We start from the raw sequence: 12,356 nt of genomic DNA, 5'->3' as shown, positions 1-12,356 counted from the left end.
AACCTACCATTTTTAATATATGAAATTATCCCATTCTTTATAGGACAATATTTTATTTACACTTTAAACTTACTGCGACGATTCAAACCAAATAATGTACCTAGTGCTACAAGGGCTGCACTTAATCCCATCATTACCACGTTATTTGATGCCGTGTTTGGCAATTTTTCACCTTGTACAACTGGCTTGGCTACTTCTTTTTTAGCTACTTCATTCTTTTGCCCAGCTTCTATAGCTGCTTCTTTTTTGGCCATATCGTTTTTTAACTTTTCTTGCGCTATTCTCTTTTTCTCTTCTTCACTTTTTTTCTCAGCTTTTATTGCTTCCTCTTCTTTAGCCATATCATTTTTTTCTTGTACTTGTGCCGCTTCCTTTTTCTCTATTTCACTTTTTTGCTGTTCCTTAATTGCTTCTTCTTTTTTAGCTTTATCTTGCTGCATTTGCGCTGCTTCTTCCTTTGTCAATGTTCCTGTTGAAGCACTCGCTACTGAAGAATATCCTACTGTTAAAAGTGCCATTGCACAAATTGGTAATAGTCTCTTTTTCATCTTCATTCTCTCCTTATATTTTATTCACATCAACTCGCATCGGATGTATTACTAGAATAAGCAAGAGATATAAATATAAGATGCAGATGAAATATAATTCATTTAAAGATTTCATTGTAGAAAAAGAAAAAAACATCGCAATATATACGATGTTTTTTTCGGGTGTGTGTCTCAATATTTACATGTTACTTTCGCGCGATTTGGAAGTAGAACGGGCCGGAGCGATAACTAATTGTCTCGGCTCAGTTTTCTTGAAGTGATTTTTGACGTTACACTTACGACGTTGAACAACCCACGCTTTAATAGGGTTTGTCAAAATAATCTTTTGCTCTTCGTTAGGGGCCTCTTCTTCAAACCTACAACTTTCGCTCCATTTATTCCATTTCATTGTAAATTTAGAAGAAGAATGATCATCTTCACGATCAAACAAGTGCAAAAAATCCATTTTTCCATCTAGCATTACGGTATTACTAGTCGCTAAAAAAGAAAAGGTCGTCCAACGTTTCTCCATGCCCTCCTACTCCTTTTTCACATATAGAGTGCCTAAAACTTAATTTACCTAAAATATGCTTGCCTTTTACCTTACACCCATAGTTTATCCAAAATGCTATTATGCAACTATCGATTTGCCTTACAACTACCTTACATTTTTGTAAGAAACAAAAAACCTTCACTCTATATAATGAAGGTTTCTTACTTTTTATCTATATGATTTCTCATATCATCAAGTCCAGCTTCTTTTAGCTGCGACATCATACCGTGCGAAATTGCTCCTAACACTAAAGTCATTCCAATTAATGAAATACGAATCGCAGGTACATCAATTACGTAAGCCAACAGGCCAAGAACAATTGTTAAAAGTAATGCTTTTATAAATGTTACACTTGTGTACTGTTTCTTCTTCATCATATTCACCCTTTTTGGAAGCGTTTTCTTAATGTACTTAGTATATCATATCATCAGATGATTTTGTCTTTATCTTTGTAAAAAATTACTATCTCCTTTGACTTTTTCTATTCTATCCTTTACAGTCGAAATGTTCGCAAGTTTTACACTGTAGGAGGATTACAATGAATATTGAAATAAAAGACACTTTAATTTCTGAAGAACAATTACAAGCAAAAGTGAAAGAATTAGCACTTCAAATCGAACGTGACTTTGAAGGAGAAGAAATCGTAGTTATCGCAGTATTAAAAGGTTCATTCGTATTTGCTGCTGATTTAATTCGTCACATCAAAAATGATGTAACAATTGACTTTATTTCTGCATCTAGCTACGGAAATCAAACAGAAACAACAGGAAAAGTGAAACTACTAAAAGATATTGACGTAAACATTACTGGAAAAAACGTAATTGTTGTAGAAGATATTATCGATTCTGGTTTAACACTTCATTTCCTAAAAGACCACTTCTTTATGCATAAACCAAAGGCACTCAAGTTCTGTACATTACTTGATAAGCCAGAACGCCGTAAAGTAGACTTAACAGCTGAATATGTTGGCTTCCAAATTCCAGACGAATTCATCGTTGGATACGGTATCGACTGTGCGGAAAAATATCGTAACTTACCATTTATTGCTTCAGTTGTAACGGAATAATATAATAGGATAAAGTGAAACTTTAATCAGTGCGGGTTTTGTTCATCCCCCACTGATTATTAGTTGAATCAATCGGGCTTTTACGGGCAGTTGATCCCACCTAACTTCTTTGCTTCCGCTGAATTTTGAGGTGCGGTTGATCCCACCTAACTTCTTTGCTTCCGCTGAATTTTGAGGTGGGGGGGCTTAATGCCCGTTAATGCGGGATAAACTTCCATCAGTTACTGATGGAAGTTTATTTTCTATCACGATTCGTAAAAGACAAAGGGAGAGAATAAAAATGACAAAGACAAAATTTGAAAAAGTACTCCTCATCGTAAATCCGAAAGCTGGTCAAGGTGACTTACATACAAATTTAACAAAAATCGTACCACCTCTTGCCGCAGCTTTTCCTGATCTACATATCCTTCATACGAAAAAACAAGGTGATGCAACAAAATATTGCCAAGAGTTTGCTAGTAAAGTAGATTTAATTATCGTCTTTGGTGGTGATGGAACAGTATTTGAATGCACAAATGGCTTAGCACCTCTCGAAACTAGACCTACACTTGCAATTATTCCAGGTGGAACTTGCAATGACTTCTCTCGCACACTTGGTGTTCCGCAAAACATTGCAGAAGCGGCAAAACTTATTACAAAAGAACATATAAAACCAGTTGACGTTGCAAAAGCAAATGGACAACATTTCTTAAACTTCTGGGGGATTGGTCTCGTATCTGAAGTATCAAACAATATCGATGCAGAAGAAAAAGCAAAGCTTGGTAAAATCGGTTACTATTTAAGTACAATTCGAACTGTAAAAAATGCTGAAACATTCCCGGTAAAAATTACTTATGACGGACAAGTATATGAAGACGAAGCTGTCCTTGTCATGGTTGGAAATGGTGAATATCTTGGTGGTATTCCATCCTTTATTCCGAACGTAAAATGTGATGACGGAACACTTGATATTTTCGTAGTCAAATCAACAGGGATTCAAGCATTTAAAGATTACATCGGAAAGAAATTATTTGAAGACTCAAATGAAAATGACATCTTCCACGTAAAAGCGAAATCCATTCATATCGAAACAGAGGAAGAAAAAGAAGTAGATACAGATGGAGAAAGTTCGCTTCATACACCTTGTCACATTGAATTATTACCAGGACACTTTACGATGATTTATAATCCTGCGGTTGTGTAAAGAAAAAAACGAGTGCTAGCACTCGTTTTTTCTCTTCTAATCTAGTTATGTCGTTGAATAATTTCCTCTATTTCTTTAACTCTGTCTAAAGTAATTCCATTTCTTTGTTCGATCGCTAAAGGATGGTCGGTTGGCTCTAATTCAACATACGGTGCCATTCCAACTTCTCTTATATGTACATTTGTTTTTAAATTTAATGTTTCTGGATAAACTGGTATTTCTACAGATAACCACCCAAAATAAGGATCACTATTTTCTCGGCCTCTCTCATCCCACTTTTCTAATACTTCATCATAACTTTCTTTACTAAGCGATACCCACACAGTCCATATGAAATTTTCGTGGTAATCAATGATAGGAATCTCTAAACAACCTCTAATAAAGTAATGTTCATCGTCCATTACGCAAAGTTCTGATGTTAAATGGAAGCGTCCCTCTCTTTCATGGGGCGCTACCTCGTAATAATAATATGGTGCTTCACTTCCGTAGCATAAAGGAAGTGTAAAATGACTCATTTGTACTTTTTCTCCAGATTTTCTTCTTCTTTTCATTTATTATTCTTTCTCCTATCTTTTTCAGTCACAACCAAACTCCACCCAATTTTCCCAGTTCGTATTAGCATCCTTATTTACAATTTCACTAGAGTATACCATAAACATACTTACCTTTCATTTTCTAATAATATTACTAAAAAATAGTAGAATGACTAGTTTGCATACTCTAGTTCTTTTTATGTACAATGAAGGAAAGAAGCACCTTCATATAAGGGAGAGGACAAACTTTGTTCAACCAACAGTTAGTTAATTTACGCATTGATTTTGCATTTAAACAATTGTTTGGTACGAATGGTAGTGAAGATATTCTAATTGCATTTTTAAACGCTATGTTACAAGATTCTTTAGAGTCGCCCATTGCTTCTCTACAACTAGAAGATCCACATTTACACAGGGAATATGAAGAGGATAAGTTATCTATTTTAGACATTTCAGCGACATTAAACACAGGAACAAAAGTCAATGTAGAAATACAACTCAATAATAATCACGATATGGTTAAACGCAGTTTATATTATTGGGGAAGACTATACACATCTCAACTACAAAAAGGGATGCCCTACAGTGCACTTCACAAAACCATCACCATAAACTTACTAAACTTCGTAATGTTTTCGGAACACCCAGCCTTCCATACAACGAGCATATTATGGAATACACAACAAAAAAACTCCTAAGTGACGACATAGAAATCCACACTATAGAAATTCCAAAGTTAACTGAACAATGGTATGAAGAAAAAGTAAATCCGTGGAAAGATCCATTTGTTCGTTGGCTTTTATTGCTTTCAGCAAATGAGGATGAGCACTTAACTAAACTATTGGAGGATATTGCTATGAACCAAGACCCTATTTTACAAAAAGCGATAAATAAATGGGAACGTATGAGTCAAGATTCTTCTTTCCGACAAGCCTATGACGCAAGGGAGAAAGTTTTAATGGATGAAGCAGCAAAATTCGCCCACGCAGAGACAGAAGGAATAAAAAGAGGGATGGAACAAGGGATAAAAAAAGGGCTTGAAAAAGGCATTGAAAAAGGCATTGAAAAAGGCATTGAAAAAGGCATTGAAAAAGGCATTCAACAGGGCATTCAACAGGGCATTGAAAAAGGTCGAAAAGAAGGAGTCCAACAGGGAAAAATTCAAATGATTAAAAATATGTATGATCTTGGTATACCACTTGAAACGATTGCTAAGGCAAGTAAATTAAGTTTGCATGAGATTGAGCATATTTTAGGACATAAATAGTCATAAAAAAGAGCTTGAATAGTTTCAAGCTCTTTTTTTGTCAACTCTCCTCAATACCATCCAATTGAGTCTTATAACATTCATCACACTCTGGCCTCGTAGGAAGAATCCCTCTTTCATCAGGTAATAAAACCCTCAAAACTTCTCGATCCATCTCTACGAAATACTTCATAATAATGGGATATCCTTCAATAATATTCATATACTCAATCCCTTGTTCAAACTTTTTTCCGCTCTTTATTTCTTCTATTTTCAGCATAAAAAATCCGAAACCATACAAAATGATTTCGGATTTCCTATAGTTAAAATATTAAATTACATTTCGAACAAAAAGGAGCAGAATTTCCTCTTCAAATTTTCGCATTACGTTTTGGACAATATACATCTCTCTCTTCTATCTTTTCTCGTTCTATCATATGTAAGGATACTATTCTCATACTGCACATAACCCCAATTAATATAAGGCTAACAACGAGTAGCATATCTCTCACTCCCTTTCTATATTTTACCATAAAATAACAAAACCGATTCCCACATTGAGAATCGGTTTTATCTTTATAATCCTAACTTCGCCTTCGCACCATCAGGAATTTTATCTACTTCTATTTCTACTTTATCATGTAAAAACTTCCCTCTTGTAATGACATGCCAGTACGAGCCTTTTTGTAATTTATCTACGCCATCAATTGTTACTTCTTTCTCTTCTCCCTTCTCATCATAAGCTTTAACTGTATATTCAAAACCTTTATTTCCACCTAACTTCTTCGCTCCAACCAAATTTTGAGCTGGGATCCCTACTACCCGTTTATGCTGGATAAATTTATTAAACTTCATAGTGTTTTCAAAACAAAAAGTCTTCCATACAACGAGCATATTCTGGAAGACACAACAGCAGCGACGCCTAATTGATGATATAGAAATTCCAAAGTCAACAAAACAATAGCATGAAGAAGAGCTAGAAAAATATCGAGAAGGTTGACGGGGCATACACCGTGTCAAATTGAATTATTATCAAAGCTTTCAACAGTGATTTATAATCCTTATTTTGCTATACTTTAACAATTACTAAACTTCGCATTTTTTCAAAAAATAAAGTATAATGAACTAATATAAAAAGGTTGTTAACAAAATCGTTAACAACCTTTTTTGTTTTTTCCGAAAAACTTTTCAATTTAAGGGAGCGATCACATGTATTGGAGAAAAAATGATAAACCTGTAGAAGAACCAGAAGCAATTGCTGTATGGGAATGCCAAGAAGAAAACTGCCGTGGGTGGATGCGTAAAAACTTTTCGTTAGAAGAAGAGCCGCAATGTCCTTTATGTAAAGGAGATATGGAAAGCAGCGAACGCTTATTACAAAAGTTATAATAAATTTTCCTCTTCACCTTTTATAAACTCAAACATAGAGGATCCTCTTTCTCCTTATTTGCAATGTGAATCGAAAGAAAATAAACTATACAAAAAGCTTTGCGTATCCTCGCAAAGCTTTTTCAATATCTCAAACTCATTCCAACCATAGTTCCTATCCAAATGATTACTGTTCACCTATATGCTCAATAACCAAATTAATATAAAAGGAAATCCAATAAAATTTACAAGTTTCACTTTTAATTCATCCATTTTTTATAGGCTAATACAAATTTTATACTTTAATCTTACGACGAATAAATCCAAATACAGATCCTAATGCCACAAAACATGCACTTGGTATCATCATTGTTTCGCTACTTCTTTTTTCTCTATATCATTCTTTTGTTGTGATTGAATCGTTGCTTTCTTTTTCCCTAATACTTCTTTTTGTTGATCCTGAATCACGGCTTCTGCTCGTTCTAATGATTTTTTTTGCTCCTGCATTGCTGCTTTCTTCTTCTCTAACGCCTCTTTTTGCCAAGCATGAAATTCTGCTTCCTTTTTTTCTAATGCTTGTGCTGATACCTCTCCCTTTGACGTTGTTCCAGTAGATGCGCTAGCTAACGATGAATATCCTATTGATAAAAGTGCCATCGCACAAATTGGTAAAATTTTTTTCTCATTTCATTTTCTCCCTGTATACTTTTTTAAATACCAGCTTGGGGGTATTTATAGACTAAACAAGCTATATAAATATAAGATGCAGATACGATATATTTCACTTAAAAATTCAATTAGTGTAATTAATTACACTAATCTCTATGTATAGATGTATTTCCTTAAAAATAGTAGAGGGATTCCTTGATTTCTCCTTAATAATATTCAAAAGTCCCAAACTATAATAAGTTTGAGACCCTTGAATTCTATATTCTATTTTTTCTTTGGGAGGACAATCCCCTTATATAATTGAATAGTGATCAAATAGTAAACAACGTAAATAATTAAAAATATACAAATCGGAAGTCCAATATTCACATATGGATTCACAAAAAATTTAACAAATGTAAATACATTCATTCCTACCAAAACGTGTATAAGACCCAATATAGCTGGAAATAGAAATACAATGCCTAATTCTTTATACATAGATTTTATAAGTAATTCTTTACGTACCCCAATTTTCCGAAGCATCTCATAACGCCCTATATCTTTCGTAGCTCCAGAAAGGATCTTAAACATTAAACAACTTGCCATCATAGCTAAAAAAGCAAGGCCTAAAAAGAATCCCATAAAGGAAGTTCCTTTTGAAAAGGCAAGCATAGATTCATAATCACTATAGTTTGTCGGTAAATATACATCTTCCTTAGGCTTATTAATAGTAGCGGCTATTTTTTCGATTTGACGATCATCCATCTCTTTTAACTCTGTTTTATACCTTAAAATATTATCTACTTTAGCAATAAAAAATGTATGCTCATTCCCTTGGATCGCTTCATAACGTTTTTCATCGACGATATAGACAGGTTTACGATCATATACAGAAATATTCGATCTAAAATCACTATCCATACTCTTATCCCAATTCAGTGGTAACGTAGAACTAGATGGATCAACTTCCTCCCTCTTAAACATCCTATAGCTCGAAGATGGAAGTTGTTCAGTAATATGTGTTGTCTCTTTCTTTCCAAATAACAGTGGAGGGTTCTCCAATAATTCTTCTTTTAAATAGTAAACAGCCTCATTATTAACTTTATATTTATATTGTTTTTTATCTACAATTTTCATTTTTTCCATAGCTTTATAATCCTCTGCTTCTGGATCATGAATTGTAATATCATAACCTGACATTCTTTCTGCTGTAAGGATTACGTTTTTCTGTAAAGACATGCCACCAGCCATTGCCCCCACACCCAGTCCAATTAGCATCGTTACCGTGCCTAATATTTTCGCCAAACTACTTACACGAAACTGCAATTGTGCAAATGTAAATGCATTTAATTTCTTCTCATTTAAATAGCGCGTTTTCTTTAACCTGTTAACAATCATAGGTAAGAACGAAATAAATATAAGATATGTCCCGATTGTAATCGTGAATAGTGGAAGCATAATGGCTCCAGCGCCCTTTATTCCTACGAAGAGTACGAAATAATACCCTACACCTAGTCCTAGCAAACTACATAAAAGTAACAATATTGTGGCTGGTCCTTTCATTCGTATGCGCTCCGTTTGCTCCTCTGTACGAATTAAATCTAGTTCTGTTTTAAGTGCTATACGAATCACATTCACAACGGATGTAAGTAGAAATAACACACTAAAGAATATAAATGTTATTTTGAATGCAGGACCATAAAATGCTTGATAACCTTCCGCTGAAATTTCCAATTGTTTCGTTAGAAATTTGCTAACGAAATTAGAAAGAATGGCTCCGAATACACTACCTAGCACTAGTGAAATCATTCCCATAATGAACGTCTCAAAAAATAAAAGTTGACTAATTTTACTCTTTTTCGCCCCTAATACAAGGTACATACCAAGCTCTTTCTGCCGGAGTGAAAGTAGAAAAGAGTTTGCATAAAAAATATAAAAGAATGTAATAAACGCTACCAAAACAGAGCCTATTTGAAATACAAATACAATTGAACCAATAATACTGTTATTCATTGTAAACTCTTTATTTAACGCAAGCGTTTGAAACATATAAAAAATAGAAATTGAGATTACAAGACCTATTAGTAAAACGATGTAATCCTTTATCATTTTTTTCATACTGGAAATAGAAAGTTTTAATAACACACTTTACACCCACGATTCTCTACAGCGTGGTATACTACATTCACCTTTTTACTATCCCCTCTTTGTACAACGTTCTCTTCAAATATTAAAGCTTTCATATTGCCTCCTGTCATGTGGCTAGTGCTACGATCATGCTATTTTCATAGCCACTAACTATCATTTTATCTTTTCCCGACAAACAGCAATATTGATTCCTCTTACATTATCCTTACATTTTTGTAATGTATACTACCTGAAAATCATTATATTAATATTATTAGTTTCACAATCCGATTCATATACCTTTACTTTGTTCTCACGAAGATGACATCAATATTCTCACACTTAAATAATATATTTATAAATATAAATTCGAAGGATATTTTATAGGTTTTCTAGTCTATTTAAAAAGTTATATAAATCATTAACATTAGAAATGGACAAAAAAAGCCCCTCTGTAATACTTAATAACTTTGCACTTATCATCAGTTTACCTCTTCATTATAATTGTCCGAGATAAAGATAAGATAACAACGATATAAAGATATACCCACATGTTATTAAATTTAGTACCGTTTTACCTTTCCTTATCCCTCTCACTCTTTACTTTACATTAATTCTCTTCGTTTCTAATCCACCTCTGATGGACTCTATATAAAACTATTATTTAGGTTGTATTAAAATAACATATTCTAAATCATATAAATTCGCCTTTGGTTTTGCATAAATAGTATAAGTAAGACCATATTGATCTTGTTCTTGTTCTAGTACCTCTGCTACTTCAAGACCTGGTGGTATTTTCTGACTCAATTCAGAGGTAATAATGCTATCACCTATTTTTATTTCTTTCACTTTATCTGATGGGATATTATCAATTCGAAGGGCCTGTTTTTTCTTATCATACCCTGTAACAAATCCTAAAATGGATGAATTATTTTGAAGGGTGATTGCTAAACGATTCGTTCGTTCATCACTCGTAATTAATTTCACAACAGATGTATATTGATCTACACTATCTACCTTTCCAATAAAACCGTTCACTGTAATAACAGCCATACCAACCTTTACACCATGTTGTGCCCCTCTCTCAAGAGAGATTTTTCCATACCAATCTTCTGCTTCACGCCTTACTACTGTAGCTTGAATTAGATTGTATTTTCCTTGTTCCTTTAATTCTTTCGTTTTATTGATAAGTTTAGTAAGATTTTCTTTCTCCTCACTTAACATTTGCACTTTACCCTTTAATGATTCTTGATGTTCAATTTTCCCTTTCAATGCTTGATTCTCTTTATATACTTTATAAATGTCTTCTATATTATGAACAATATTTTGGACATGCTTATTATTTGTACATACATACACCGCCAATAAAGCCAAAAGAATAATTGAAAGAAATAATAATATTTTCTTCTTAGAAACCTGCTTAATTATCCTGCTACTCCTTACTATTTTTTATCTACATACTATAGAATACTAGTCATCGTACACAGAAGAAATGCAGTTTAAATAAAGTTATGATAAACTTTATCTTCTTTATAAAAAATTTAGAAATCACCACAAAACCCCAAAACATTCAAATTTTTCTCGTTACTTTTTCTATCAAATCCGACTTATCATTTCTATAAATCAGCATGTTTTATTGTTACTTTTTCTTTTGCTTTAGCGGGTATTTCTTCATCTTGTACTTTTTCCTATTTCATACTTTCAATCCATTTAGATTTCACTTTTAAATATCTGGCGATAAGTTTTCTAATTTCCTTCTCATCGTCCACGATAAGTATCGTTCCTTTACTCACAAAATCTCCTCCAGCATCATTTACCAAACTATGAATGTTGCTTTATTTCACTCACTACGGCATTCTTCTTATGCATATACATATAAGAAATACTACAAACTACAATAACAATGCCACCAAAATATATACCGTACTCGGTCGCAAGTGTTACTATTACTTCTATATGCTTTCCAAATATAGAACCTAGTAAGAAATAAACTAACGTCCATACAAATCCTGTTACATATGAATAAATCGCATACGTTTTAAAAGACATGTTATTCATTCCTACTAAATACGGTACAATATGCCTCACAACAGGTATAAAATAACTTATAACTAATGTATAATGACCATATTTTGCTATCATCTCTTGCGATTTTAAAAGATACTTCGTCTTTTTCTTTTTCATCAATTTATTAAGTATTTTTATGCCAAAAATTTTCCCGAGTATATACCCTAAAGAAAGGCCGGATACAACGCCTAAATACGTTAGTAAAAAGGCGGGAATCAAATCCAATATACCCATCGATGATACTAATCCACCGCTCATTACAATCATTTCATCTGGAATCGGCATACCGATAATACCTAACCATAAACAGAAAAATAAAGCCCAATAACCATACTGCTCAATGTATGACATTAATTCATTTAGCTCCATTATGCATATGCTCTCCTTAGCTCTTTTTTACAGCTAAAGACGTAAGCTGGCGGGAAATTGAACCACACTTTTTCTAGTGTAATTTCAGGGAAGAAATGCTGTATAAATCCTTTTTTCACAAGTGAATATTGAAATGTAATAAATTCTCCATTCTCATGTATCGTTTCCATTACGCTGTTTAAAATGCGCTTTGAAACCTCTTCTGGTAAAGAAGTGAAAGGCAATCCTGATAAGATGTAATCAATACATTCTATATTCAATTGTTCCCTATACTTCTTTATATTTTCCGCTGAGCCATGTATAACAATCACATTCTGCTCATCTTTAAATTTTCTCTTTAACTCTTTGAAAAATACTTCATTAATTTCAATAAGAAGAAATAATGTCTCCTTCTTCTTTCTCTTCATAATTTCTTTCGTAAAAGCTCCTGTACCCGGCCCTAGCTCTACAATGCATTTCGCTCTATTAAAATCAATTACATCTACCATCTTCTTTGCTAATATTTTTGAACTTGGCGCAATTGCACCAGTATGTTTCGGATGTTTAATAAATTCATGTAAGAATGTTATGAGTTGCATGTAACCTTCTCCCCATTCGTTCAATAGTTTTTAACTTGTTTCTAAGTATAACTATCGTTTCTTAATAAAAATTGAGGAAGTTTCTTAA

12 protein-coding genes and 4 pseudogenes are annotated in these 12,356 nt (G+C 33.3%); 4 read left to right on the top strand and 12 right to left on the bottom strand.

Annotated elements, in window-relative coordinates; translation table 11 throughout:
- Positions 1–56: 56 nt before the first annotated feature.
- The 3 genes from DN403_RS21655 to DN403_RS21645 form a co-directional block, all read right to left on the bottom strand.
- Positions 57–548: an LPXTG cell wall anchor domain-containing protein gene (locus DN403_RS21655; protein WP_149185731.1), complete on the bottom strand. Its 492-nt coding sequence runs from the start codon at positions 546–548 to the stop codon at positions 57–59.
- A 178-nt stretch (positions 549–726) separates the two neighbouring features.
- The gene (locus tag DN403_RS21650) at positions 727–1,059 is read right to left on the bottom strand and encodes a hypothetical protein (protein ID WP_000415613.1); all 333 of its coding nucleotides are present in this window, start codon (positions 1,057–1,059) and stop codon (positions 727–729) included.
- A 182-nt stretch (positions 1,060–1,241) separates the two neighbouring features.
- Positions 1,242–1,457 (bottom strand): hypothetical protein, encoded by a 216-nt coding sequence (locus tag DN403_RS21645; RefSeq protein WP_002081963.1) that lies wholly within the window; start codon positions 1,455–1,457, stop codon positions 1,242–1,244.
- Between the two features lie 161 nt (positions 1,458–1,618).
- Here DN403_RS21645 and hpt point away from each other — a divergent pair, with 161 nt between their 5' ends.
- Both hpt and DN403_RS21635 read left to right on the top strand, forming a co-directional pair.
- Positions 1,619–2,146 carry a hypoxanthine phosphoribosyltransferase gene (hpt, locus tag DN403_RS21640; protein ID WP_001019295.1) on the top strand — a complete coding sequence of 176 codons (528 nt, stop codon included), beginning with the start codon at positions 1,619–1,621 and terminating at the stop codon, positions 2,144–2,146.
- A 280-nt stretch (positions 2,147–2,426) separates the two neighbouring features.
- On the top strand, positions 2,427–3,329 hold the full coding sequence (locus DN403_RS21635; protein WP_000167900.1) for a diacylglycerol/lipid kinase family protein: 903 nt from the start codon (positions 2,427–2,429) through the stop codon (positions 3,327–3,329).
- Positions 3,330–3,370: 41 nt separating this feature from the next.
- Here DN403_RS21635 and DN403_RS21630 read toward each other — a convergent pair whose 3' ends face one another.
- Positions 3,371–3,880 (bottom strand): DUF2199 domain-containing protein, encoded by a 510-nt coding sequence (locus DN403_RS21630; protein ID WP_000830226.1) that lies wholly within the window; start codon positions 3,878–3,880, stop codon positions 3,371–3,373.
- A 230-nt stretch (positions 3,881–4,110) separates the two neighbouring features.
- Between DN403_RS21630 and DN403_RS21625 the strand changes: the two are divergent.
- Positions 4,111–5,129: pseudogene (locus DN403_RS21625) on the top strand (Rpn family recombination-promoting nuclease/putative transposase).
- Positions 5,130–5,169: 40 nt separating this feature from the next.
- Here DN403_RS21625 and DN403_RS21620 read toward each other — a convergent pair.
- Positions 5,170–5,388, bottom strand: coding sequence for a hypothetical protein (locus tag DN403_RS21620; protein WP_002081958.1), 219 nt, complete (start codon positions 5,386–5,388; stop codon positions 5,170–5,172).
- Positions 5,389–5,684: 296 nt separating this feature from the next.
- Positions 5,685–5,894, bottom strand: a pseudogene (locus tag DN403_RS21615) (DUF1093 domain-containing protein); the annotation flags it as partial.
- A 423-nt stretch (positions 5,895–6,317) separates the two neighbouring features.
- Between DN403_RS21615 and DN403_RS21605 the strand changes: the two are divergent.
- Entirely contained in the window at positions 6,318–6,497 is a 180-nt protein-coding gene (locus DN403_RS21605) for a cold-inducible protein YdjO-related protein (RefSeq protein WP_000289928.1), read from the top strand.
- A gap of 274 nt (positions 6,498–6,771) precedes the next feature.
- On the opposite strand, the pseudogene DN403_RS21600 reads toward DN403_RS21605, so the two are convergent.
- From DN403_RS21600 to DN403_RS21575, 6 genes and pseudogenes are all read right to left on the bottom strand, one after another.
- Positions 6,772–7,133, bottom strand: a pseudogene (locus DN403_RS21600) (cell surface protein).
- Between the two features lie 276 nt (positions 7,134–7,409).
- Positions 7,410–9,272 (bottom strand): FtsX-like permease family protein, encoded by a 1,863-nt coding sequence (locus DN403_RS21595; RefSeq protein WP_042595993.1) that lies wholly within the window; start codon positions 9,270–9,272, stop codon positions 7,410–7,412.
- 642 nt (positions 9,273–9,914) lie between these two features.
- The gene (gene mreC / locus DN403_RS21590) at positions 9,915–10,682 is read right to left on the bottom strand and encodes a rod shape-determining protein MreC (protein ID WP_033668709.1); all 768 of its coding nucleotides are present in this window, start codon (positions 10,680–10,682) and stop codon (positions 9,915–9,917) included.
- A gap of 293 nt (positions 10,683–10,975) precedes the next feature.
- A pseudogene (locus tag DN403_RS32360) lies at positions 10,976–11,047 on the bottom strand (DNA-binding response regulator); the annotation flags it as partial.
- 28 nt (positions 11,048–11,075) lie between these two features.
- Positions 11,076–11,690 carry a DedA family protein gene (locus DN403_RS21580; protein WP_000422376.1) on the bottom strand — a complete coding sequence of 205 codons (615 nt, stop codon included), beginning with the start codon at positions 11,688–11,690 and terminating at the stop codon, positions 11,076–11,078.
- Positions 11,690–12,268: a class I SAM-dependent methyltransferase gene (locus DN403_RS21575; RefSeq protein ID WP_001176071.1), complete on the bottom strand. Its 579-nt coding sequence runs from the start codon at positions 12,266–12,268 to the stop codon at positions 11,690–11,692. The genes DN403_RS21580 and DN403_RS21575 overlap by 1 nt, the downstream gene beginning before the upstream one ends.
- Positions 12,269–12,356 lie beyond the last annotated feature (88 nt).

The organism is Bacillus sp. AY2-1 (genome assembly GCF_008368965.1).
Lineage (GTDB): Bacteria > Bacillota > Bacilli > Bacillales > Bacillaceae_G > Bacillus_A > Bacillus_A thuringiensis_S.
The sequence above is the reverse complement of the archived record's forward strand: the minus strand, read 5'-3'. Positions and strand labels throughout refer to the sequence as shown.

Coding starts and splice junctions, on each gene's coding strand:
- DN403_RS21655 (WP_149185731.1), bottom strand. CDS start 548: ATGAAAAAGAGACTATTACCAATTTGTGCAATGGCACTTTTAACAGTA.
- DN403_RS21650 (WP_000415613.1), bottom strand. CDS start 1,059: ATGGAGAAACGTTGGACGACCTTTTCTTTTTTAGCGACTAGTAATACC.
- DN403_RS21645 (WP_002081963.1), bottom strand. CDS start 1,457: ATGATGAAGAAGAAACAGTACACAAGTGTAACATTTATAAAAGCATTA.
- hpt (WP_001019295.1), top strand. CDS start 1,619: ATGAATATTGAAATAAAAGACACTTTAATTTCTGAAGAACAATTACAA.
- DN403_RS21635 (WP_000167900.1), top strand. CDS start 2,427: ATGACAAAGACAAAATTTGAAAAAGTACTCCTCATCGTAAATCCGAAA.
- DN403_RS21630 (WP_000830226.1), bottom strand. CDS start 3,880: ATGAAAAGAAGAAGAAAATCTGGAGAAAAAGTACAAATGAGTCATTTT.
- DN403_RS21620 (WP_002081958.1), bottom strand. CDS start 5,388: ATGCTGAAAATAGAAGAAATAAAGAGCGGAAAAAAGTTTGAACAAGGG.
- DN403_RS21605 (WP_000289928.1), top strand. CDS start 6,318: ATGTATTGGAGAAAAAATGATAAACCTGTAGAAGAACCAGAAGCAATT.
- DN403_RS21580 (WP_000422376.1), bottom strand. CDS start 11,690: ATGGAGCTAAATGAATTAATGTCATACATTGAGCAGTATGGTTATTGG.
- DN403_RS21575 (WP_001176071.1), bottom strand. CDS start 12,268: ATGCAACTCATAACATTCTTACATGAATTTATTAAACATCCGAAACAT.